Source organism: Mycobacterium ostraviense, from assembly GCF_002705925.1.
GTDB classification, from domain to species: domain Bacteria; phylum Actinomycetota; class Actinomycetes; order Mycobacteriales; family Mycobacteriaceae; genus Mycobacterium; species Mycobacterium ostraviense.
The window spans coordinates 1151687-1174723 of record NZ_NKRE01000001.1; the positions used below are offsets into that span (position 1 = coordinate 1151687).

The 23037-nt window shown below is 63.4% G+C and carries 18 protein-coding genes and 1 pseudogene; 12 read left to right on the plus strand and 7 right to left on the minus strand.

Annotation, left to right across the window (positions count from 1 at the left end; translation table 11 throughout):
- Positions 1–23: 23 nt before the first annotated feature.
- Complete coding sequence (locus CDN38_RS05015) at positions 24–863, minus strand: YHS domain-containing protein (protein WP_075511765.1); 840 nt, start codon at positions 861–863, stop codon at positions 24–26.
- A 1136-nt stretch (positions 864–1999) separates the two neighbouring features.
- Here CDN38_RS05015 and CDN38_RS05020 point away from each other — a divergent pair.
- Positions 2000–4261, plus strand: a complete 2262-nt coding sequence (locus CDN38_RS05020) for a heavy metal translocating P-type ATPase (protein ID WP_082277233.1) — start codon at positions 2000–2002, stop codon at positions 4259–4261.
- 30 nt (positions 4262–4291) lie between these two features.
- Here the strand turns inward: CDN38_RS05020 and CDN38_RS05025 are convergent, their stop codons facing one another.
- The gene (locus CDN38_RS05025) at positions 4292–4891 is read right to left on the minus strand and encodes a class I SAM-dependent methyltransferase (RefSeq protein WP_233026759.1); all 600 of its coding nucleotides are present in this window, start codon (positions 4889–4891) and stop codon (positions 4292–4294) included.
- A gap of 188 nt (positions 4892–5079) precedes the next feature.
- Here CDN38_RS05025 and CDN38_RS05030 point away from each other — a divergent pair, with 188 nt between their 5' ends.
- Positions 5080–5688 (plus strand): DUF305 domain-containing protein, encoded by a 609-nt coding sequence (locus tag CDN38_RS05030; protein WP_075511762.1) that lies wholly within the window; start codon positions 5080–5082, stop codon positions 5686–5688.
- A gap of 71 nt (positions 5689–5759) precedes the next feature.
- Here CDN38_RS05030 and CDN38_RS05035 read toward each other — a convergent pair whose 3' ends face one another.
- Positions 5760–6491: an LOG family protein gene (locus CDN38_RS05035; protein ID WP_075511761.1), complete on the minus strand. Its 732-nt coding sequence runs from the start codon at positions 6489–6491 to the stop codon at positions 5760–5762.
- A gap of 161 nt (positions 6492–6652) precedes the next feature.
- Here CDN38_RS05035 and CDN38_RS05040 point away from each other — a divergent pair, with 161 nt between their 5' ends.
- From CDN38_RS05040 to CDN38_RS32345, 6 genes and pseudogenes are all read left to right on the plus strand, one after another.
- The gene (locus CDN38_RS05040) at positions 6653–6943 is read left to right on the plus strand and encodes a metal-sensitive transcriptional regulator (RefSeq protein WP_075511760.1); all 291 of its coding nucleotides are present in this window, start codon (positions 6653–6655) and stop codon (positions 6941–6943) included.
- Positions 6944–7358: 415 nt separating this feature from the next.
- The gene (locus CDN38_RS05045) at positions 7359–7655 is read left to right on the plus strand and encodes a DUF1490 family protein (RefSeq protein ID WP_075511776.1); all 297 of its coding nucleotides are present in this window, start codon (positions 7359–7361) and stop codon (positions 7653–7655) included.
- Positions 7656–7710: 55 nt separating this feature from the next.
- Positions 7711–10014: a copper-translocating P-type ATPase gene (locus CDN38_RS05050; RefSeq protein WP_099318829.1), complete on the plus strand. Its 2304-nt coding sequence runs from the start codon at positions 7711–7713 to the stop codon at positions 10012–10014.
- 67 nt (positions 10015–10081) lie between these two features.
- Positions 10082–10714: a DUF5134 domain-containing protein gene (locus CDN38_RS05055; protein WP_075511758.1), complete on the plus strand. Its 633-nt coding sequence runs from the start codon at positions 10082–10084 to the stop codon at positions 10712–10714.
- 666 nt (positions 10715–11380) lie between these two features.
- Positions 11381–12650 (plus strand): annotated as a pseudogene (locus CDN38_RS05060) (IS3 family transposase).
- A gap of 74 nt (positions 12651–12724) precedes the next feature.
- Positions 12725–13144 (plus strand): helix-turn-helix domain-containing protein, encoded by a 420-nt coding sequence (locus CDN38_RS32345; RefSeq protein WP_161951659.1) that lies wholly within the window; start codon positions 12725–12727, stop codon positions 13142–13144.
- On the opposite strand, the gene CDN38_RS05065 is transcribed toward CDN38_RS32345, so the two are convergent.
- Together CDN38_RS05065 and pstS are read right to left on the minus strand one after the other, a co-directional pair.
- The gene (locus tag CDN38_RS05065) at positions 13130–15109 is read right to left on the minus strand and encodes a serine/threonine-protein kinase PknD (protein WP_075511757.1); all 1980 of its coding nucleotides are present in this window, start codon (positions 15107–15109) and stop codon (positions 13130–13132) included. The two genes, CDN38_RS32345 and CDN38_RS05065, sit on opposite strands and share 15 nt — an antisense overlap.
- Before the next feature lie 17 nt (positions 15110–15126).
- Entirely contained in the window at positions 15127–16224 is a 1098-nt protein-coding gene (gene pstS, locus CDN38_RS05070; RefSeq protein ID WP_075511756.1) for a phosphate ABC transporter substrate-binding protein PstS, read from the minus strand.
- A 561-nt stretch (positions 16225–16785) separates the two neighbouring features.
- Here pstS and lpqS point away from each other — a divergent pair.
- The 3 genes from lpqS to CDN38_RS05085 all read left to right on the plus strand — a co-directional run bounded on the left by lpqS (position 16786) and on the right by CDN38_RS05085 (position 19791).
- On the plus strand, positions 16786–17262 hold the full coding sequence (lpqS, locus tag CDN38_RS33505) for a putative copper homeostasis (lipo)protein LpqS (RefSeq protein ID WP_456320271.1): 477 nt from the start codon (positions 16786–16788) through the stop codon (positions 17260–17262).
- A gap of 154 nt (positions 17263–17416) precedes the next feature.
- Positions 17417–18544, plus strand: coding sequence for a PLP-dependent cysteine synthase family protein (locus tag CDN38_RS05080; protein ID WP_075511774.1), 1128 nt, complete (start codon positions 17417–17419; stop codon positions 18542–18544).
- Complete coding sequence (locus CDN38_RS05085; RefSeq protein WP_075511755.1) at positions 18541–19791, plus strand: MFS transporter; 1251 nt, start codon at positions 18541–18543, stop codon at positions 19789–19791. Before CDN38_RS05080 ends, CDN38_RS05085 begins: the two co-directional genes overlap by 4 nt.
- A gap of 136 nt (positions 19792–19927) precedes the next feature.
- On the opposite strand, the gene CDN38_RS29255 is transcribed toward CDN38_RS05085, so the two are convergent.
- Positions 19928–20260: a hypothetical protein gene (locus tag CDN38_RS29255; RefSeq protein WP_075511754.1), complete on the minus strand. Its 333-nt coding sequence runs from the start codon at positions 20258–20260 to the stop codon at positions 19928–19930.
- A gap of 266 nt (positions 20261–20526) precedes the next feature.
- On the opposite strand from CDN38_RS29255, the gene CDN38_RS05095 reads away from it, so the two are divergent.
- The gene (locus tag CDN38_RS05095) at positions 20527–22038 is read left to right on the plus strand and encodes a multicopper oxidase family protein (RefSeq protein ID WP_099318830.1); all 1512 of its coding nucleotides are present in this window, start codon (positions 20527–20529) and stop codon (positions 22036–22038) included.
- 240 nt (positions 22039–22278) lie between these two features.
- Here CDN38_RS05095 and CDN38_RS05100 read toward each other — a convergent pair whose 3' ends face one another.
- Positions 22279–22485, minus strand: coding sequence for a heavy-metal-associated domain-containing protein (locus CDN38_RS05100; RefSeq protein ID WP_075511753.1), 207 nt, complete (start codon positions 22483–22485; stop codon positions 22279–22281).
- Positions 22486–23037 lie beyond the last annotated feature (552 nt).

Sequence of the window (23037 nt, forward strand, 5' to 3'; positions counted from 1 at the left end):
GTAAGCGACTGGCGCTTACCCCTTTATCTTTTGGAGGGCAGGGAGGGCAGGTACCGGGTGGGGTCGGCGTCGTAGCTGTTGAGGCATACCTGGGAGCAGAAGTACTGCCTGTGCCCGTCCAAGTCGCGGTGCCCGGCGGCGCGGTCGATCACAAGCTCCATTCCGCATACCGGGTCGGTTGTGGTGGCGACGGCTTCTCGGCCGTCACCCAGGTGCCAGCGGGCAGGCTGCGGCTGGGTGATGCCGTAGTCGCGCGCCGTCGCGTCAGTGCGCGCTCGTCGCGCCGGATCACGCGTGGGCGGTCGCAAGCGCCGTGTCTCGACCTCCCACACCCAGCCGCTGATGGTCACGTCGTCGGGAATGAGCGGATGGTTCTCAAACACCTCGATCGTCTTCAGCAATGCCTCGTCGACGTCATCGATCATCCCGATCCACTTGGCGAAAGAGCCCTTGTCAAGCTTTAACTCGGGCAGCGTCGGATCCAAGATGGGCTCTTCGGTGTCGATACCCTTGGCCTTGAAATAGGCCTCCAGATCGTTGGCGTTGGCTGACAACATCCCGCACTGGGTGTGTTGAACGATGACAATCTCATTTGTGCCAAAAAAGTTCGTCGACAACATCGCTGATCGGATCGCGTCATCAGTGACGATCCCCCCGGCGTTGCGGAAGCAGTGTGCATCCCCATGCCCGACCGGCGAATCAACCTGGATACCCAGTGCTTCGTTAACCGGTAGGCGCTCGTCCATGCAAGCTAGTACCCAGAGTCTACGATCGGTAGGGCCAAAGCGGCCGAACCGACGGCGCTTGGCCCAATGCTCATATGCCACGACCTTGGCGGTCAATTCGTCCTTCAATGTTTCCACCGTGACTTCCTCCTTCGTTGGTCCGCACAGACGTTGCGGGGCATTAGGAGCTGCGATCTAGCTAGTAATCCACCTTTGCCGGCCCTTGTGCCAGCGTGTGCTACCATTCACCATCCCACTCCTATACTGTGCGGGGGTAGGGACCTTAGGCACCGCACGCAAGAGCACGAAGTCTCTACCGGTGGCAACCGAGCTGCTGGAAATCGGTCGGCGCACTCACCGCCCGCAACACCTCGCTGGCTCGGCGCAGTTCCTCGGTATCCGCGTGCAGCCGGGGGTTCCCCCCAGCATCTCGGTCGTGGGCCGACCGTCGCGCCAGCTGCGCGATCACTCGGCTTGGGATCAGACTCCCGATATAGTCGCACCGCGCGCTCACGCGAGGTTGTCCCGGTAGTTCCTTGCCACTGCCGCTGCAAACTTGCCTTCTGCAGGCTTGCAAGGTCAAATTTCGTTCGAAAGTCTCCGAGAAGCCACCGGCCATGAGTTCGCTTTCAGCGTGAGCAAAGCGGTCAGAAATCACAGGCTGCCAGGGTTAATCACGATGGCGGTTCGGTGTGGGGTGAACGGTCACTTCGCGGGGCCGACCTCCGCAGACCTCCAATGACAACAATCGGCGCTACCCAACGCGCTCATAGAGCGCAACCCCCCTCGCCTCACCGCGGTCAGCACGCATACGGCGAGGCAATGCACCACAATCCGCGCGAGCGGATGGTGCACCATCTGTCCGGCCCGGGACGTCTTCTTGGACATCTCATCTCCTCGTGCGAACTACCCTACCCCGCCAGGGTACCGATCACGGCGTTCTCCCGTGGCTCGCTTGGCCGGGGCGAGAAGATATTGCCATACCCCTGTAGGGTATGTTAGCCTGCGCAAAGGTGTGGAAAGTACATGGGAAATAGGCAAGACATGTGCACTGTCAGCGTGAGCGTCACAGATGTCACGTGCGCGATCGGCGAAGCTCCCGGCGTTGACACCGGGCGAAATCGCGGAACAGTGACTACCGCGAGCGGTCGGCATGTGGAGAGCGACGTGATGAAATACGCCGGTCGACGAGGCAGGTTGTCGGTGTGCCAGTTGAAATGCCATCTCCCATCGATTCACCGAAGGAATCTATCGTGACTCGTGTTACCAGAAACATGTCGGGCGGACATGTCGAATTGGACATAGGCGGTATGACGTGCGCGTCCTGCGCTGCTCGAATTGAAAAGAAGTTGAACAAGATCGGCGGGGTAACGGCATCGGTCAACTTCGCCACCGAGAAAGCTCGAGTCGACTTCATCGGTGAGATCTCGGTCCTACAGTTAATCAAAGCCGTTGAGCAAGCCGGCTATGCGGCGGACATCTCTGCACCGAAAACTCGTGAACCGGGCGGTGATGCAGCAGCGAGCTTGCAACAAGATCCGACCGCCGCGCTGCGGCAGCGGCTGGCGGTCGCACTGCTGCTAGCGGTGCCGGTGATCGCGATGGCGATGGTGCCAGCATTTCAATTCACCAACTGGCAATGGCTATCGCTGACACTGGCTGCGCCGGTGGTGGTGTGGGGTGCACTGCCATTCCACAAGGCTGCGTGGGTCAACCTGCGCCACGGCACTGCCACCATGGACACCCTCGTCTCGATGGGTACCATCGCCGCGTTCGGTTGGTCGATCTACGCGCTGTTCTGGGGCAGTGCCGGCCTGCCCGGCATGACCCACCCGTTCGCGTTGACAAGCACCCGCACCGATGGGACCAGCAGCATGTACTTGGAGGTGGCCGCCGGGGTGACGACCTTCGTCCTAGCTGGCCGCTATCTGGAGGCGCGCTCCAAGCGGCGAGCCGGTGCGGCCTTGTGGGCGCTGCTTGAACTCGGCGCCAAGGATGTCGCCGTGCGCCGAAACGGTGTGGAGCAACGAATCCCGATCAGTCAACTTGTTGTCGGCGATGAATTCGTGGTGCGCCCCGGCGAGAAGATCGCCACCGATGGCATCGTAATCGAGGGCTCCTCGGCCGTCGATGCCTCCATGTTGACCGGTGAATCCGTACCGGTCGAGGTCGGTCCACAGAGCCAGGTGGTCGGCGCTACGGTCAACATGGGTGGACGACTTGTAGTGCGTGCCAACCGCGTCGACTCCGATACCCAACTAGCGCAGATGGTCAAGCTCGTCGAAGAGGCACAGACCGGAAAGGCCCGGGCGCAACGACTGGCCGACACGATCTCGGCGATCTTCGTGCCGATCGTCATCACGCTGTCGGTCGCCACCCTCGCGCTTTGGATCGGCACCGGAGAGCCGATCGCGGCGGCGTTCACCGCGGCTGTCGCAGTGCTGATCATCGCCTGCCCATGCGCACTTGGCTTGGCCACTCCCACCGCACTGATGGTCGGAGCGGGTCGCGGCGCGCAACTGGGCATTCTGATCAAGGGCCCGGAGGCGCTGGAGTCAACCCGGCGCATCGACACGATTGTCCTCGACAAGACCGGCACTGTGACTACAGGCGCCATGACCCTGCTCGACGTCATCACCGCCGAGGGAGAACGACCAGACGACGTATTGCGCGTTGCGGGTGCACTCGAAGATGCCTCGGAACACCCCATCGCCAAAGCGATCAGTAAGGCTGCCCGCGACAAGGTCGGCGATTTGCCACCCGTTGAGGACTTCACGAACCTCGAGGGGCTAGGTGTTAAGGGGGTTGTGGACGGACACACAGTCGTGGTCGGCCGCGAGCGGCTACTTGCCGAGTGGGCCCAACACCTCCCGGACACGTTGGCACGGTCCAAGCAAGAAGCGGAGTCGCAGGGGAAAACCGTGGTCGGTGTCGGCTGGGACGGCACAGCACGGGCGCTGCTCGTGGTCGCGGACGCCGTCAAGCCGACCTCCGCCGAAGCGGTTCGTCAGCTGCGTGCGCTTGGCTTGACGCCGATATTGCTCACCGGCGACAACGGGGCGGCGGCACGCAGCATCGGACATCAGGTGGGCATCGCCAACGTCGTCGCAGAAGTGCTTCCCCAAGGCAAGGCCGAAACTGTCAAGCGGCTCCAGGCTGAAGGCAAGGTAGTGGCCATGGTCGGTGACGGCGTCAACGATGCAGCCGCGCTCGCTCAGGCCGACCTCGGATTGGCCATGGGGACCGGCACCGACGTCGCTATCGAGGCCAGCGACCTGACGCTGGTGCGCGGGGACCTACAGGCGGTACCCGATGCAATCCGGCTCTCCCGCAAAACATTAGCCACGATCAAAAGCAATCTGTTTTGGGCGTTCGCCTACAACATTGCCGCCTTGCCCCTAGCGGCCTCCGGACTGCTTAACCCGATGCTGGCCGGCGCCGCCATGGCCTTCTCGTCGGCCTTCGTGGTCAGCAACAGTCTACGGCTACGCCGATTCCATTCGGTAATAACTAAACCCCCGCTTGGGGCCAACTAAACCGTCGACCGATACAGCGCAACGCAGGAGTCATCGGTTGCGCGGCCGCTCGGCGGTGAGGTAGTGCAGTCGCGGGACGTTCCCGGTCGTCATCGCAACAAATCCGGCCTCGGCGGCCAGCTCCTCCAACTGGTCAAAGACGTTGTGCACCTCCGAGTGACCATGGGCAACGCTGATCATTCGCTCCACCAACGAATTTCTCGGCGGGCCAACGTCAGCGGTAAGTGCCCGACCACCAGGCCGCAAGACACGAAACATCTCCCGCACGGCATCAGCACGATGATCCGGGGCAATGTGGTGAAAGGTGATGCTGGACACCACTAAGTCAAACGATTCATCTCCGAAAGGGAGATCTTGGGCAGTGGCGGCATGGAACGTGCAGTTAGCCGGGCTATGTGCAGCCGCGTAGTCCAACAGCGGCTGCAGCGGATCTATCCCCACCACCTCACCGGCAGGGTCCACAACAGGTGCGATGCGTCGCGCGAAATAGCCCGTGCCGCATCCCACGTCGAGCACCTTCTCACCGGGTCTAGCACCGGATGCAGCGACCAGCTGATCCCAAATGTGGGCGCGCCGTCCCAGGTACCACAGGTCGGTCACCAGTTCGTAGGCCCATGGATGCGTAGTCATCCAACCGGATTGGTGATCGTGTCTTACACCGTGTCGCTTCTTCATCAATCCCACCGTGCCATGCCCCGTCCTGCTCGAGCAACCTCCCTGCTGTCTACCACTGTTTACCTAGACCCCCATCGGGTATACACCGTCGGGCAAGGGTGAAATGGCCCTATGCTGCACGCCCGGAAAGGACAATTACCGTGATGAGACAACGGTTCTTCACCGTGATCGCGGCAGCGCTCGCGGCGCTGCTCACCTTGACCGCGTGTAACAGCTCACGCGATCAGGCCGGCTCCAGCACCACGTCAGCCAGCCACTCGAGCGGATCAACTTTGCCGCCAGGTGCTCACAACGACACCGATGTCGCGTTCGCCAAGGACATGATTCCTCATCACCAGCAAGCCATCCAGATGAGTGAGATCATGCTCAGCAAAGACGGTGTCGACCCACGGGTGATCCGGTTAGCCAACCAGATCAAGACGGCGCAGGGACCCGAGGTCCAACAGCTGCAGGCATGGCTGGACCAGTGGGGGCAACCGACCATGCCAAGCCACAGCGGCATGCCCGCAATGGGCGAAAACAGCGGGATGATGTCCGAACAAGACATGCAAGCCTTGAAAAACGCCCGCGGCGTCGAGGCGAGCACCCTGTTTCTTACCCAGATGATCCAGCATCATAAAGGCGCAATCATGATGGCCCGCAACGAAATCAACTCCGGAGAAAACCCACAAGTCATCGCGCTGGCCCAATCCATCGTCACTAACCAGCAACAGGAGATTCAGACCATACAAGACATTCTGAATTCGCTGTAGTGAACGACCAGTGAGGCCCCGACATATGGTGCCGAGCGTGATATGAGGCCCATGGAGTGTCTCATAGGAGCTCACCGCTCCGGTGGCCGATAGGTCTCTAGCTGGCGATGGCGCCCACCCGCAATGATCTCGCCGATCTCGTCGGGCTCGTCGGACAGCACGAGCAAAGTCATATCGTCGGGCGAAACCATTCCCGGCGCAAGCACACGAGCGCGGATCCACCTCTCGAGGCCACCCCAATAGTCCGATCCTGCAAGCACAACCGGGAAGTGCCGGATCTTCTCAGTCTGTATTAGCGTTAGCGCCTCGAAGAGCTCGTCGAGCGTCCCGAATCCCCCAGGCAGCACCACAAACGCCGACGCATACCTGACAAACATCAACTTGCGCACGAAAAAGTACCTAAACTCCAGCGGAAAATCGACAAACGGGTTGCTACGTTGCTCGTACGCAAGCTCGATGCTCAGCCCGATCGAGCGCACGCCGGCTTCGCGAGCGCCCCGGTTGGCGGCCTCCATTATCCCCGGCCCACCGCCGGTGATGATGTCGAAGCCCAGAGTGCCCAGTTTTCTGGCCAACGTGCGCGCAAGCTTGTAGTGCGGGTGATCCGGCGGCGTGCGTGCGGAGCCGAAGATTGACACGGCGTGCGCGACATCCGTCAGCGCCGAAAAGCCAAAGGCAACTTCGTCGCGGATGCGCGCCACGCGGTCGGGGTCGCTGCCCACCAGTGGGGGAAAGCCCGGTCCCAGGCAGCAAAGCAACTCCTCGTCGCACGTGGCGGGGGTATGGCCTGGGGGCTTGAGCATCCACGATCGTCGCATAGCGACAGCGGGAATGGAAGCACCCGGCAATCGACTTATGTACCCCCACGGGGTACATTGACTATCAACGATGTCATTTGGTGGCGGCCCGCTCGTCCCCACAGCAACGCCGAGAAGACTCGACGACAAATAGGTTGGGAGGTTAGGTGGAAGCCTCATACGGATATGTAGCGCACAAGGACAGCTACGCTAAGCGACTGCGCCGCATCGAGGGTCAGATTCGCGGCATTGCCAAGATGATCGATGAGGACAAGTACTGCATCGACATCCTCACCCAAATCAGTGCTGCCAGCAGTGCTTTGCGCTCAGTGGCGTTGAACCTGCTTGACGACCACCTTGACAGCTGCGTAAGCCAAGCAATTGCCGAGGGCGAAACCGAAGCTGACGTGAAGTTGGCCGAAGCCTCGGCAGCCATTGCCCGACTGGTTCGCTCCTGATCAATACGGCATGGACGGGCGATCTGGGACCTCGGCTATGCACCGACACAAGCACTTGACGCATGTACCCTACCTGGGTAATTTACGTCTGGCAGTTGGCCGGCCCCTCCCTTCAAGTGCAATGACTGATCACTTTTCGGCCCAGACGCCGACACCGCCGTCCAGGCCCTGGTTGGTGTCGTGGAATGGGACTCGCAACACAAGCCGGCCGAGCAGATAACACCAATAGCCGAGAGCACGATATGACGACGGCCACCAGTTGCGTCACGCCAGTTGTGGCTGAGCCCCTGGCGGCAAGAGATCAAGAGGTCCGATCCGCCGCTGGGATGGCAGTACTCCGGAGGCGAACGTGGTGGCAGGGTGTGGCTGTCCGCAACCTGTGACGAGTCAATTATCAAGGAAGGAAGTGTTCGGGATGGCGTGGCAGGGACTATTGGCGAAGGCGGTGCCCACGGTGGTGACCGGTGCGGTGGGTGCTGCGACGTATGAGGCGCTTCGCTGGGCGGTGGCGAAGCTTCCGCTGCGCGAGGCGAGCGTCACCGTAACCGCATGGGGGATGCGTGCCGCCCGCGGCGCCGAGCGCACGGCAGCGACGAGTGCTGAGCAGGTTCGGCTGACGGTCGCCGACGTGATGGCCGAGGCAAGGGAGCGCGTCGGGGAGCCAGTTTCACCGCTGGTGGTGGCGGACTCGGGCCACGACCATGACCACTGACACACTCCCTGACGCCAACCTCGGGCTAGAAGTTCTGTCCGACGCGGCGGGACGGATGCGGGTGCGCGCCAGCGGGTTTGAGTTCGATACGGTGCGGGCCGTCGCTATCGAGGACACGGTCATCAAGGTGCCCGGTGTGCATACCGTGCGGGCCTATCCGAGAACCGCATCGGTGGTGATCTGGTATTCGCCCGGCCACTGCGACACCGCTGGGGTTTTGTCGGCGATCGCCGATGCCCGCCTCATCCCGGCGGAGTTGGTGCCCGCGCGCGCCCCGCACTCGGCTGATGTGCCCAGCACCGGTGTGCTGCAAAAGATCAGCGGTGGGCTCCGCCGCTTGCTGGGCCGCTCACCCGGCGCCGACACGCTGAGCGAGGCAGTCGATACCAGCGGCTGCCACCAAGGGCCAGCCGCCGCGTGCCATGCGCCGCCGAGCCAGGATGGTCAGGGAGAGCAGCGGCGGTGGTTGCGGCGGGTGTGGCTGGCCTTGCCGTTGGGGCTGCTGTCGCTGGCGGCGCCGATGTTGTTCGGCGCCTATCCATGGGCGGGGTGGTTGGCGTTCGCCGCGACAGTGCCCGTGCAATTTGTGGCCGGGTGGCCGTTCCTTAAGGGGGCCGTGCAGCAAGCGCGGGCACTCAGCGCGAACATGGACACGTTGATCGCGCTGGGCACGCTGACCGCGTTCGGCTACTCCACGTATGAGTTGTTCGCCGGTGGCCCGCTGTTTTTCGACACCGCGGCATTGATCATCGCGTTCGTGGTGCTGGGCCGCTACTTCGAGGCCAGAGCCACCGGCAAGGCCTCGGAGGCGATCAGCAAGCTGCTCGAGATGGGCGCCAAGGAAGCCTGCCTGCTCGTTGACGGCCAAGAACTGCTCGTGCCGGTGGATCAGGTGCAAGTCGGCGACCTGCTGAGGGTGCGGCCCGGGGAAAAGATCCCCGTCGACGGCGAGGTCATCGACGGACGCGCCGCCGTCGATGAGTCGATGCTCACCGGCGAATCGGTCCCGGTCGAAAAAACCGTGGGCGACCGCGTTGCCGGGGCAACCGTCAACACCGACGGGCTGTTGACGGTGCGCGCCACCGCGGTGGGCGCCGACACCGCCCTGGCCCAGATCGTGCGGCTGGTCGAGCAGGCCCAGGGCAGCAAGGCCCCGGTACAGCGGCTGGCTGATCGGGTCTCGGCGGTGTTCGTGCCGGCCGTCGTTGGTGTTGCCGCTCTGACCTTCGCCGGGTGGACACTGCTCGCGGCCAACCCGGTCGCCGGCATGACCGCGGCGGTCGCGGTGCTGATCATCGCCTGCCCGTGCGCGCTGGGCCTGGCCACCCCCACGGCGATCATGGTCGGCACCGGCCGCGGCGCGGACCTGGGGATCTTGGTCAAGGGCGGCGAGGTGCTGGAAGCCTCGAAGAAGATCGACACCGTCGTTTTCGACAAGACCGGCACCCTCACCCGCGCCCAAATGCGGCTCACCAATGTGATTGCCGGCAAGCGGCAAAAGCCTGACCTGGTACTGGGTATCGCGGCCGCGGTCGAGTCGGGCTCCGAACACCCCATCGGCGCGGCGATCGTCGCCGGCGCCCGCGAGCGGGAAGTAGAGATTCCGGCCGCCACGGGGTTCGCCAACCTGGCCGGACACGGAGTGCGGGCCGAGGTCGATGGTCAAACCGTGATGGTGGGGCGTCGCAAGCTCGTCGACGACCACGATTTGTCGCTGCCCGACAACCTGGCGGCGGCGGCCACCGAACTCGAGGAGCAAGGCCGCACGGCGGTGTTCGTTGGCCGGGACGGGCAGGTGGTGGGTGTGCTCGCGGTGGCTGACACCCTCAAAGACGACGCCGTCGACGTGGTCCGGCAGCTGCACGCGATGGGACTGCAGGTCGCGATGATCACCGGCGACAACGCCCGAACCGCCGCGGCGATCGCCAAGCAGGTCGGTATCGACCGGGTGCTGGCCGAGGTATTGCCCGACGACAAGGTCACCGAGGTGCGCCGGCTCCAAGGGGAAGGCCGGGTGGTCGCCATGGTGGGCGACGGTGTCAACGACGCGCCCGCGCTGGTGCAGGCCGATCTGGGTATTGCGATCGGAACAGGTACCGACGTGGCCATCGAGGCCTCCGACATCACCTTGATGTCGGGCCGGTTGGACGGCGTCGTGCGTTCAATCCAGCTCTCCCGGCAGACCCTGCGCACGATCTACCAGAACCTCGGTTGGGCATTCGGCTACAACACCGCCGCGATACCGCTTGCCGCGCTCGGCCTGCTTAACCCGATTATTGCGGGGGCCGCGATGGGATTCTCCTCGGTCAGCGTGGTGACCAATTCCCTGCGGCTACGCCGCTTCGGCCGCGACACATGACAAGAACTCGTATCGCCCGAGAATCTGAACGGCGCGACAGCACACGAGCTGAGCACCCCGGTATCGCATGATCCAGCACCTGATGCTTCGGTGGGTGGTCACCGGACTGTTCGCGCTGCCCGCTGTCGACTGTGGTCTCACGATCATCAGAAAAGGCCGACCGTGGACGTCAGTTGTGGGCCACGGACTGCATTTCGTCATGGCGGTGGCGATGGCGGTCATGGCCTGGCCGTGGAGCATGCAGTTACCGACGACCGGACCCGCGGTGTTTTTTCTGCTGGCGACCGCGTGGTTTGTGACAATGGCTGTCGTTGCGGCCCGAACGGCCGTCCCGCGAGTGTGGTATGGGTATCACGGCCTGATGATGCTGGCGACGGCCTGGATGTATGCCATCATGAACGGCTACTCGCTCCCCATCGGATGGAGCACCCAACACCACCCTCAGCCGGATACGTCGGTGCCGGGCATGGATATGGCCGGCATGAACATGCCAGCCACCGGCAGTTCGCCCACATGGTTCAGCGCGGTGAACTGGCTTGGCATCGTCACCTTCGCGTTCGCAGCAGTTTTCTTCACAGGCAGGCACTTCATCGAGCGCAACCATCAAGCACCACCATCCAAATCGCTGGGAAGCTTGGGTCAGGCGATGATGGCTGCCGGTATGGCCATTCTGTTTGTGGCTACGCTATTTCGAATCTAGGCTCGGGCGTCGCAAGACTTCACCGGGGCACGGGGCCAGGGGGGCATGCCCGTCATGGGTGGGGCCAAATTTGTCGTGGGCACCTAAAATAATGACACGGGGCCAGCCGTGCCACCACCATGGTCGACGCGCAATCACCGCACCATAATCCGGCGCCGGCTACGCCTCTGATGGAGAATATTCACCCTATCCGCCCCCTGCCCTGGCCATAGCGGATCGGCGATCGCGCCGGTGCATACCGGGGGTGGTGAAAGACGCTTTCCCGTCGGTGGTTCGACCCGCGTACATTGTTGATCCATATACCGTACCGGGGTAGTGTTATGCATATGGAAGAGACTACTTCTTGCTGTTGTAAATCGACCGGCTGCACGTGCGGTGACTCTAGTTGCACCCAGGCTGCAGGCTGCCAGTGTGGGCATCCCGATTGCACGTGCAACGCCTGAGCACCTCGACTGGCTCTCGTCGAGGTATCGGCTAACTTAAATCCCGCCGGAGCCCACCCGCTTCTCACGTCTTGTTACCAGCAACCGGTTCGCGCACCACTGGAGTTTGCGGAGCCTCCGGTGTTCGACACGCTGTGAGTGGCTCATACGAACTATCGCTGCCCTCGTACTGTGAATCGCCCCGGGTTTCGTGCACACCTTCTTTTGTGGGAAGGATGGCACGATGCCAAGCAAGTACGATCCGGAACTCAAGGCCAAAGCGGTCCGGCCGGTTCGGGAGCATCGCGAGGAGTACGAGACCGAATGGGCGGCGATCCGGGCGGTGTCCTCGCGGTTGGGGATGACCGCGGAGACGCTGCGTAAGTGGGTGCGCCAGGCCGAGGTCGATGACGGGCAGGCGGCGGGGATGACCACCCGCGAATCCCAGGAGTTGCGGGAGCTCCGAAAGAAGAACCGCGAGCTTGAGGAAACCATCGAAATCCTCAAGGCGGCAACGAGTTTCTTCGTGCGGGCGAGCGACCGCGACGCCGTTGATCTGTGCGTTCATTGCCGAGCATTGTGCTCGGTTCGGGATCGTTCCGATCTGCCGGGTGCTCACCGAGCACGGGTGCAAGATCGCTCCGAGAACGTTCTACGCATGGCAGCGACGGGAGCCGTCAAAACGGGCCCTGTGGGACATGACGATCACCGAGATCCTGGCCGGCTACTACGAGCCTGACGAGCATGGCCGGCGCAAGCCAGAATCGCTGTAAGGGGCCACGAAAATGTGGGCCCACCTGCAACGGGAGGGCATCGAGGTGGCCCGCTGCACGGTGGAACGCCTCATGCGGGCCAACGGCTGGCAAGGCGTGGTGCGGACCAAAAAGGTCCGCACCACCGCCGCCGATCCGGACGCGACCCGCCCGCCGGACCTGGTGGACCGCCAGTTCCAAGTGCCGGCCCCCAACATCCTGGTGGTGGCCGACTTCACCTACGTGCGGCTGGCCGCCGGGGTGTTCGTCTACACGGCGTTCGCCATCGACGCGTTCGCCGGGCGCATCGTCGGCCGGCAGTGCAGCGTCAGCAAGCACACCGAGTTCGTCGAATCGGCGATCCGCCAAGCCGCCGCAACTCGGGCGAGAGACGGTAATCCATTGACGGGGAACACAATTCACCACTCGGATGCCGGGTCTCAGTATACGTCTGTGCGGTTCGGGCAGACCCTGATGCTGGCCGGGATGAAACCCTCGATTGGGTCGGTGGGCGACGCCTATGACAACGCCCTCGCGGAGACCACGATAGGTCTCTACAAGACCGAAGCCGTGCGCAAGGATTCACCGTTCCGCCGCGGCCCGCTGCGCCGGCTGGCCGATGTGGAACTACTCACCGCCGACTGGGTGGCCTGGTTTAACACCAGCCGCCTCATGCACCGCCTCGGCCGCATACCCCCGGCGGAGTTCGAGACGAACTACTACGCTCAAGATGCAGCCGCCAAGACGGAGGCACACCAGTAACCGAGTGTGCACGAAACCCAGGGCGGTTCACAACGTGTTGTCGGTGTCCATGTGGGACGCTGATCGGTGATGGCTTGCCACACCACATTCCGGTTCTGTCTGGACCCGAGCAGGACGAGGTGCTGGCCCGGCATGCCGGGGCGTCGCGGTTGGCGTTCAATCAGTGCCTACGGATCGTGAAAACCGCGCTCACCCAACGCAGAACGGTCCCTGGGCCCGCGCGAGTTTCGCCGACTGATCGTGTTCGCGCCGGGATGGACGTACCGTTCGCGGCGGATGGTGGAGCTGGCGCACGCACCTGCCATGAGACGCGACCCCCACACTCTAGGCCCGCGTCCACGACAAATCTTCAAGCGGTTAGCGGGTATTTCGGTAACGCATCCGCATCGACGTGCAAACGCTGCTCACCGATCTCGCCGTCTACATTCAAAACATTGTCGAGAGTCGCTGCGCACGCGCCTGCGCTGCGAGGAGCCCGTTCAATTCGCTGCTAGTTCCACCACCCTGCCCCTGCCGTTGTCGGCGACAAATACTTTCTTTCTGGCGGTGTCCACCGCCACGCCCATCGGATGGCCGCCGGTGAACGGCAATACCATCGGGGTGCTCGACCCGGCATCCAGCTTCACCACCTTGCCGGTTTCATGGTCTGTGACGTAGACGGCGCCAGCGGTGTCCACCGCGATACCCGAGGGCACAGCCAGGCCGGTGAAGGGCAGCTCGATCGGGGTGCTCGACCCCGGATTCACCTTGAGCACCCTGTCGTTGTCGGAATCGGTGACATAGACGGTGCCGGAGGCGTCCACCGCCACACCATCTGGATGATTGAGGCCGGTGAACGGCAGATCAGCCTGCGTGTTCGACCTGACGTCTAGCTTCACCACTCGGTCGTTGCCCCGGTCGGCGACATATACGTTGCCGGCTGCATCCACGGCGACCCCCTGCGGGTAGTTCAGGCCGATGAATGGCAGCGCCGCGGGGGTGTTCGACCCCGCCGCCAGCTTCACCACCCTGTTGTTGAAGTCAGCGACGTACACGGTGCCGTTGGCGTCCACCGCCAGCCCCTGCGGCTGGTAAAGGCCCGTGAACGGCAGCACAGTCTGGGTGTGCGACTCGAGGGCCAACTTCACCACCCGCCCATACATGCCCTGACTGGTGACGTACACGGCGCCGGCGTTATCCAACGCCACCCCGCCTGGGGAGAAGAAGTCGAGCCCGGTGAACGGCACCACGGTCTGCCCGGACTCCGACGTCGAGGGGTGCGGTCCCCGCGTTACCAGGTATCCGGCCACGCCGGTGGCGACGATCACTAGCAATGCGGCCCCGCCGATGAGGGTCCGCTTGCGTTTGTGGCGAGGCCCGACTCGTGCTTGGGGTGATTGAGTGAAGTTGGGTGAGCCCGCAGGGCTGACGGAGGGCGGGGTGCCGGGTCGGCTGCGCCCGCTGCCGGCGCTGGGCGGTGTTCCGCTGGGCTGGGCGGTGGGTGAGCTTGACATTCGTGACCATGCTCTGGCCTGGGTTACGGCGTCGGTGCTGGCCAGTCCGGAATCAGCGGCATCGGTCGGCAGAGCTGCTTTCGCGCGGTGCTGCAGAATTGCGGCCGCCTGGTCCTGCTCGGCTGCGGTTAGGGCATTGTGGGCGGCGGCGGCCAGTTCGCCGGCGCTGCGATAGCGATCTTCGGGCTTTTTCGCCATACCTTTGGCGATCACCTGATCTAGCGCCACCGGAACCGTCCGGGGTCGCAGCTGGCTGGGCCGCGGGGCAGGCTCCATCAGATGCGCCCCGATCACCCCTTCGATGCTGTCAGCCCGGTACGGAGGTGACCCGATCAAACACTCGGCCAACACACAGGCCAGCGCATAGATATCGGCGCGATAGGTGACCTCTGCGCCGGTGAACCGCTCCGGGGCCATGTAGTAATAAGTTCCCATCACCATGCCGGTGTGGGTCAGCCCTGGATCGGCGGCGGCACGGGCGATACCGAAATCCACCAGATAGGCGAAGTCGTCGCCGGTGATCAGGATGTTTTCCGGTTTGATATCGCGGTGCGTCACGCCGCTGGCGTGCGCGGCGTCCAGCGCGGCGGCAACCTGGCGCACGATTGCCACCGCCCGTGCCGGGGACAGCGGACCGTCGCGCGTCAACATGCTGCGCAGAGAAGCGCCATCGATCAGCCGCATGTCCAAGTACAGCTGCCCGTCGATCTCTCCGTAATCATGGATCGGCACCGCATGCGGCTCGGTCAGCCGCCCCGCGGCGTCGGCCTCGCGTTGCATCCGCTCGCGAAACACCGGATCGGCGGAGAATTGCTCCGAGATCAGCTTCAGCGCCACCACCCGGTGTTTGCGGGTGTCCTCAGCCTCATAGACCTCGCCCATCCCGCCGCGACCCAGCAACCGCATCAGCCGATAGTGCCCAAAAAGCGAACCCACCCGTGAACTCGGCTCACTGACGCCTGCCATCGAACTCCTTGACGTGGTTAAGAGATAGCGTTCACCGCTGTCGCTAGCCGCGACTGGAGCCAGCTCGGCGGCGGGATGGATCCATATTGCGCCAGGCCGTCTTGACCCGGACCAATCATCGTCTGCATAAACGCTCTTACCGCGGTGCCCGTCGCGGGATCCGGATACTTAGAGCAGACGATCTGATAGGTGGGCTCCACGATCGGGTACGCACCCGGCTGCGTCGGCCGGTAGAACGATGCCGTGTCCAACACCAGGTCATTGCCCTGCCCGGTGATCCTGGCCCCGGCAATCGTTTTGCCGACCGACTCGGTCGTGATCGATACCGGATCCGGACCCGCTGAGGTGATGATCTGGGCCACGTTCAATTGTTTGCCCAACGCGAACGACCACCCGGTGTAGGTGATCGACCCGTCGGTGGTCTGCAGGGTCGCCGTCACGCCATTGTCCCCGTCGGCGCCGACACCGACACCGCCCTGAAAAGTCTGGCCGTCGCCTTTACCCCAGGCACCGTTGGATGCTGCCCCGAGGTAATGCTGGAAGTTGGCTGAGCTACCGGATTGGTCGCTGCGGAAGATGACGCGAATGGGCGTTGAGGGCAGATTGACGCCTGCATTGAGCGCCTTGATCGCCGCATCATCCCACCTGTTGATGGTGCCGTTGAAGATCCTCGCCATCGTGGGCGCGTCCAGGTTCAGCGAGCTCACGCCGCTGATGTGATAGGTGATCGCGATCGGTTCAAACACCGCCGGCAGCTCCCACGCCGGGGACCCACATCGCGCCGCCGCCTTGTTGGGTTCACCCGTCGACGGGTCCAATGGCACGCCGGAACCCGCCAGGTCTGTCTCGCTCTTGATGAACTGCTCCACCCCGGCGCCGGAGCCATTTGCCTCGTAGTCCAGCGTGTAACCGGGGCACACCTGGGCATAGACGTAGACAAATCGTTGTATCGCGTTCTGTTGTGCGGTCGCGCCACCGGCGTTGAGTTCCTCCTTGCCGCCGCAGTCCACTTTCACCGACGATCCTGAGGAGGTGTTAGTTTTACCACCGCAGCCCGAAAATGCCAGTGCGCTAGCCACCAGCAGGCTCAAGAGGCCAGTTCGAGTAAATGCCACAGAACTCCTCTGCAGAGTAAAGGTGACGGACACACTTAGTTTGCCACTGCTTCGCACACCGTGGGTTGGGTCAAGACGCCGCGTTATGGAGTTGCCCCCATTCATTTCCGGGTCGCCCGCCGAACCTCGCGTGCCGGCTGCTGAGCACTGGCCCTGCGAGTGCGATGGGTCGAGGGGTTTGCGGGATTGCAGTCCATGCACAAATCTTGCTGCCGCGGTGGCGGCAGGCCGGGATTGGGACGGGCGGCGGGCGACCTCCTGATGGTGATCGTCTAACCATTGCAGAAGCGGCGGATGGCCTCTTGACCCCGAGTGCGTGGTGTTTGCCGCGGACCGGCCAGGGATGAGTCGCCACCACATGAGACGTACTTACCAATCGCAATCTATCGCGTCCAAGTTCGCAGCGGGAGTGTTCGCCGCAACACTGGTTCTGCGAGCAGCCCTCGCGTACCCTAAACGGGTATGAGGCACCTGGGGGGACGGGCCAACGGCTGCCACACGGCGCCAACGCTGCTGTCGTTACGGCCTCACGCACGTGGAATAGCACCTGCTGGCGACGCGATGGCGGTGCCCGACTGGGCCGGCGAATTCGCTGCACGCCCGTATGGGCGCTGGCATCGGTCCGACCGTGCGACGTCCAACGATTGCAGATGGCCACGGTTGCGATCCTTGATCGCCATCGCGGCCGCAGTGGGAGCACTTGTCATCCTCGGCCATTCGGCTCTGATGCATTCGCACGCGCACCCAGCTCACCCACCGCACCCGTTGCTGACTTCAGTGGGTAGCGAGTTCGCGGTCAACGTCGACCACCCGCATTTGGTCGATGGCTGGTCGAGCCCGTGCCATCAGCTGTTCGCCACCCCTGTGTTGCTGCGGTCAGCCAATGACTTGATCGCGCTCGGCGCTGTTGTGACGGCGACAGCGTTGATGGATTCACTTGCCCAACGGGCCGTGCCGACCGTGCGGGGTCCGCCCTGGGCCCCTGCCACCCTCACCGGTCAGGATCTCTTGACGCGGTTTTGTGTTACTCGTCGCTGATCGGTCAGCGCCAAGCCCTCGTGACATGGGCTGTGTCCCGTCACGACGGCTGGTGACCGCTGGCCCATGTCAAGGGCCGCGCCTGTGGCGGCCTCGATGCAGAAGCGACGATGCGATGAACCACAACCTTTTTCTAGAGACTCGTGAGAATTCCATGCCGTGCACCTTGCGGCAACTGCCGGTGACCAGCCGGCGCAACTCGCCTAGCCAATGCCAACCCTCCCCCGGTACCTATCGGCAGTCCAATGCCCTGGTCGGCAACACACCGGTCCTGCGGATATCAGCCCCGCTGACAGCTGACGATCGCGGTTTTTGGGCCAAGCTGGAGGGGTTCAACCCCGGCGGCAGCATGAAAGACCGTCCCGCCCTGCACATGGTCGAGCGCGCCCGAACTCGCGGTGACTTGCGACCTGGAGCCCGGATCATCGAATCTACTAGCGGATCGCTCGGGTTAGGTTTGGCGCTGGCCGGCATGGTCTATAAGCACCCGGTGACTGTGGTCACCGATCCCGGCATGGAGCCCATTGTGCAGAACATGCTCACCGCCTATGGTGCCCATGTCGAGCTGGTCACCGAGCCGCACCCAGTCGGCGGGTGGCAGCAGGCACGCAAAGACCGGATCGCCGAGCTGCTTACCGCCGACCCCGACGCCTGGTGCCCCAACCAGTACAACAACCCCGACAACGTCGACGCCTACCGGCCCCTGGCACTGGAACTCCTTGCCCAGCTGGGACACATCGACGTGCTGGTGTGTTCGGTGGGAACCGGCGGACATTCCGCCGGTGTGGCCCGCGTGCTGCGCCAGGCTAATCCCAACCTGAAACTCATCGGCGTGGACACCGTGGGTTCGACCATCTTCGGCCAACCGGCGGCCACCCGGCTGATGCGCGGGCTGGGCTCGAGCATTTACCCGCGCAACGTTGACTACCCGGCATTCGACGAGGTGCACTGGGTCGCTCCGGCCGAAGCCGTCTGGGCCTGCCGTGCCTTGGCAGCCACCCACCACACCAGCGGCGGCTGGAGCGTGGGCGCCGTTGCTCTAGTCGCGGGCTGGGCCGCGCGCAGCATGTCACCGCACGCCACCATCGCCGCGGTGTTTCCCGACGGGCCGCAACGTTACTTCGACAGCATCTACAGCGACGACTACTGCCGCCGCCACAACCTGCTCGATCACCTTCCGCCGGATGAGCCGGCCGTCATCGCCCACCCCGGCGACACGGTAGTGCAATCGTGGACACGGTGCTCGGCGGTCGTCGACCCCGCCGGAGTGACACGGCAATGACCTTGGTGTCGCAGTTCCGCAGTTTCGACATGCCCAGCCGCATGCTGATGATCAACCAGTTCGGCATCAACATCGGCTTCTACATGCTGATGCCCTACCTGGCGGCCTATCTGGCCGGCCCGCTCGGTTTGGCCGCATGGGCTGTCGGGCTGGTCCTCGGTGTGCGCAACTTCTCCCAGCAGGGCATGTTCGTCGTCGGCGGGACGCTGGCCGATCGGCTCGGCTACAAACCGCTGATCGTGGCCGGCTGCGTGCTGCGCACCGGCGGGTTCGCCCTGCTGGCGGTCGCCCACTCACTTCCTGCGGTCCTTATCGCCTCGGCGGCAACGGGTTTCGCGGGGGCGTTGTTCAATCCGGCGGTGCGCGCCTACCTCGCCGCTGACGCCGGTGATCGCCGCGTCGAGGCGTTCGCCCTGTTCAATATCTTCTACCAGGCGGGCATCCTGCTGGGCCCGCTGGTCGGATTGGCGCTGATGGTGTTCGACTTCCCAATCACCGCAGCAGGGGCCGCGGCCGTGTTCGCCGTGCTCACGGTCGCCCAACTGCTGGTGCTGCCCCAGCACAATGCCGATCGTCCACCGGAGAAGACCTCGATACTCGACGACTGGCGTGTCGTCGCCGGTAATCGGTCCTTCCTGTTGTTCGCCGCGGCGATGATCGGCTCGTATGTGTTGACATTCCAGGTTTACCTGGCCCTGCCGCTGCAGGCCTCACTGCTGGCGCCGCATTCCCAGACCGCCGTAGTGGCAGGGATTTTCCTGGTGTCGGGGATCGTAGCCGTCGCCGGACAACTACGCATCACCCGCTGGTTTTCCGCGCGCTGGCGCTCCGGGCGCAGCCTGGTTATCGGCATGGCCATCCTGGCTGCGTCGTTCCTGCCGCTAGCACTGGTTCCCGACGGGCAGCGCTTTGGGGTGGGTCCAGCAGTCGCCGCACTGCTGGTGTCAGCTGCGATGCTGGCCGTTGGCGGGGCCGCAGTCTTCCCGTTCGAGATGGACACCGTGGTCGCGCTGGCCCGGGGCCGGCTGGTTGCAACGCATTACGGCTTCTACAACACCATCGTTGGCGTCGGAATCCTGCTCGGCAACTTGGCCACCGGCTCTATCATGGGTGCCGCACGACACCTCGGCGTCAGCGAACTCATCTGGGCGGGGCTGGTTCTCGTAGGCATCACCGCCGCTTTGGCCCTACGCGGTCTCGACCGCGGTCATCACCTGGAGGTCCAAAACGCAGCCACCAATCCTTGAATGCATCGACACCGCCACCCGCTGCCACGGCTACGACGGAATGCTTTGCCTTACAACAGATTAGGAGGAATTCAATGACAGAGCAGGAGCAACCAATGACAGACACCGCCCCCACCGGCTCAGCGTGGACCTGGGTCTACCGAACCTTTGCCATTACCGGCATCGCAGCCGGGATCTTCATCATCGCCGCCGGGCTGTGGCTGCTTTTTGCGCCGCCGAGCTGGTACAACGCCCGGACCCACGGTTGCGCCTCGATGGAAGCCGACATCAAACAAATGAAGCAGGACATGGAAAACCACATGAAAAACATGAAAGAAAGCATGAAAAACATGCCGGGCATGAGCTCGATGCCTTCCACCAGCATGAGCCCGATGCCGAACATGCCGAGCATGAGCCCCATGCCGAACATGCCGAGCATGAGCTCCATGCCGAACATGCCGAGCACAAGTCCGATGCCGAACATGCCCATGCCCCCTCGCTAACTGCTCAACGGGGAATTAATAGGCGGACAAACTGTTACACCGACGAACACCAGTGACCGACGACAGTTTGGACGCCGCCCGAAAGGGCACACCCGTACTATTCGAGACCGACGTACACCGGTGGCGCGACGGACCGACGAGCTTATCTAGGCCGCTGACGGCACGTCGCGCCACAGGGCCATCGGCCCGGCCGGCGAGCACCGCATAAAGGAGTCGTTATTGTGAGTAGCCATTACGGGGCGGAGCCGTCGCTGTGACCGCATCACCCTTGCATCTGACGTCTGTAAACCGGCGAACGTTTCTGCTCGCCGCTGCGGCCAGCGGAGCGGCGGTGGCTGGTTGTGGTCGCTCGACCGGCTCCTCGTACAAGGACATCAGCGCCGCCGTCGCCGCGGCCGAAGCGGCCCGGCCGCACACCGGACACACCGTCACCGCCACACTGTCACCGCAACCGACGACCGTCGACCTCGGCGGTGTGCTCGCACGCACCCTTGCCTACAGCGATGCCCTACCCGGACCAGTAATCCGCGCCAACGTCGGCGACCAACTGGCAGTTACCGTCAAAAATCGGCTCGACAACCCCACCTCGGTACATTGGCACGGAATTGCCCTGCGCAACGACATGGACGGCGTCTATCCAGCCACCCCGAACATCGCTGCCAGTAGCGACTTCACTTACCGGTTCTCTGCACCCAACCCCGGCACCTACTGGGCGCACCCGCACGTCGGGCTGCAAACCGACTACGGGCTCTATCTGCCGGTAATCATCGACGACCCCACCGCACCAGGCAATTACGACGCAGAGTGGATCGTTGTCCTCGACGACTGGACCGATGGCATCGGCAAGGGTCCCCAACAGATCTACAACGAACTCACGGCGCGATACACCTCAGCCCCAGAGACACCGCCCAGCATGGGCGGCATGCCGGAAATGGCCGCCGGTGGGGGCAGCGCCCTGCTCGGCGGGGACGCCGGCGACATCAACTACCCCTACTACCTGGTCAACGGACGCATTCCCGCAGCGCCGACCACCTTCAACGCTGAACCCGGTCAGCGGATCTGGATCCGATTCATCAACGCCGGCGCCGACACCGCTTTCCGGGTCGCCCTAACCGGTCACGTCATGACGGTCACCCACACCGACGGTTATCCCGTGCTGCCCACCGAGGTCGACGCCCTGTTGATCGGGATGGGTGAACGCTACGACGTCATCGTCACCGCCGGCGACGGTATTTTCCCGCTAGTCGCCGTACCGGAAGGCAAGAGGGCTGCGGCTGGACGCGCGTTGTTGTCCACTGGCGCCGGCACCGTACCCGAGGTCGACTTTCAGCCGCCTGAACTCACCCGCCGGGTCGGCACGGTCGAAATATTCACCGCCACACCAGCTGCCACGCTGGGATCGGCCAAAGCTGACGTCAGCCTCGGCGTCGAACTGACCGGTTCGATGGTGAACTACGACTGGGGCATCAACGGCAAGCCCTACCCGAAAAACCCGCCGCTGACCATCAAACACGGACAATCGGCGACGCTGACATTTACCAACTCAACGACGATGTATCACCCTATGCATCTGCACGGCCACACTTTCCAGATGATCAAATCCGACGGGACTCTTGGCGCACGCAAAGACACCGTGATAGTGCTGCCAAACCAGAAAGCCAACGCCGCGCTGGTCGCCGACAACCCCGGCATCTGGATGATCCACTGCCACAACACGTATCACCAAGAAGCCGGCATGATGACCAGCCTCAACTACACCCTCTGATCAGGTCCAACAGCGCCCGTGTATCCAGCCTTGGCGGTCTGGCCCGGTTTCGCAAGCCGCCCATACCGCATGCCGCCGCCGGTCGAATCGACAGCCACCAGAACGGGGAATGGGCTGTGCACAGCGGGGCCCGTGAAGAGCATGACAATCCTTAAGCCACCATTGAAATACCGGCCGCTTGATGGCATCGGCGGGCCCAGCGTTGGCCGCGCGACGATACCGGTTCTCCGGCACGCCGTCTTAGCTGGCTAGTTGATAACCGGCTTCTACGACGGCGCCCTGGATGGCAGCAAAGTCCAGTGGAGAATCGCTTTCGATGACTACCTGGCCGCTGGCCAGATCGACATCAACAGCTGTGACTTCGGGGATATTGCCGATTTCTTCACGCACCGAGGACACGCAATGTTCGCAGGTCATCCCGCTGACCGTTACCGTAACAGTACTCATGTCGCTCCTCCTGGCATCCGCCAGTGCCCACATTTACGTCGTCACCCCTACCATACCCCTAGCCCGTATGTAGTGACAGGTCCGCGACAGGATTGGTCCCGGGCCCCCGGCTGGCCCCTTCGCGCCGACACCCGCGCCGCCCGATCTCCACTCAACCTGGCACCGGGCACCCACGCGAACGGTCCCGACTCCCTTCGCACGACGGTCCGAGATCCTGCGTTCGCTCACTTTTGGTGTGCCGATCGGCACTGAAACAGTTTGGCCCACAGGTTTATTGATGTCGTGACGATGACTCATTGCGCCGGCTCCCGAGCGCCTCGAGTTCTCACCGCCGCGACCGCATACTCGCCCACGGGTGTCGCGATGTTGCTCAACATGGCGATCAAACGCTGGTGGTTCTGAAATCCTGATTGGCAGCCCAAACTGCGGCATTTGCAGGGCTGGTCGATTAGCCCGAAGTTCCCCCCTGCGGGGCGGTCCTGAGGGGTCTGCATCGTTATGAGCAGGTGTTTCGCGTCCGATGGCTGCCGATTACGTAGACATGTATTGGAG

Bases quoted from the DNA above. Each gene is read 5' to 3' on its own strand.
- CDN38_RS29255 (WP_075511754.1), bottom strand. From the start codon at position 20,260: ATGGGCATGTTCGGCATCGGACTTGTGCTCGGCATGTTCGGCATGGAG.
- CDN38_RS05085 (WP_075511755.1), top strand. From the start codon at position 18,541: ATGACCTTGGTGTCGCAGTTCCGCAGTTTCGACATGCCCAGCCGCATG.
- CDN38_RS05045 (WP_075511776.1), top strand. From the start codon at position 7,359: ATGGCGTGGCAGGGACTATTGGCGAAGGCGGTGCCCACGGTGGTGACC.
- CDN38_RS05020 (WP_082277233.1), top strand. From the start codon at position 2,000: ATGTCGGGCGGACATGTCGAATTGGACATAGGCGGTATGACGTGCGCG.
- CDN38_RS05080 (WP_075511774.1), top strand. From the start codon at position 17,417: ATGCCGTGCACCTTGCGGCAACTGCCGGTGACCAGCCGGCGCAACTCG.
- CDN38_RS05065 (WP_075511757.1), bottom strand. From the start codon at position 15,109: ATGGCAGGCGTCAGTGAGCCGAGTTCACGGGTGGGTTCGCTTTTTGGG.
- lpqS (WP_456320271.1), top strand. From the start codon at position 16,786: ATGGCGGTGCCCGACTGGGCCGGCGAATTCGCTGCACGCCCGTATGGG.
- CDN38_RS05050 (WP_099318829.1), top strand. From the start codon at position 7,711: ATGCGGGTGCGCGCCAGCGGGTTTGAGTTCGATACGGTGCGGGCCGTC.
- CDN38_RS05035 (WP_075511761.1), bottom strand. From the start codon at position 6,491: ATGCTCAAGCCCCCAGGCCATACCCCCGCCACGTGCGACGAGGAGTTG.
- CDN38_RS05030 (WP_075511762.1), top strand. From the start codon at position 5,080: ATGAGACAACGGTTCTTCACCGTGATCGCGGCAGCGCTCGCGGCGCTG.
- CDN38_RS05055 (WP_075511758.1), top strand. From the start codon at position 10,082: ATGATCCAGCACCTGATGCTTCGGTGGGTGGTCACCGGACTGTTCGCG.
- CDN38_RS05100 (WP_075511753.1), bottom strand. From the start codon at position 22,485: ATGAGTACTGTTACGGTAACGGTCAGCGGGATGACCTGCGAACATTGC.
- CDN38_RS05025 (WP_233026759.1), bottom strand. From the start codon at position 4,891: ATGACTACGCATCCATGGGCCTACGAACTGGTGACCGACCTGTGGTAC.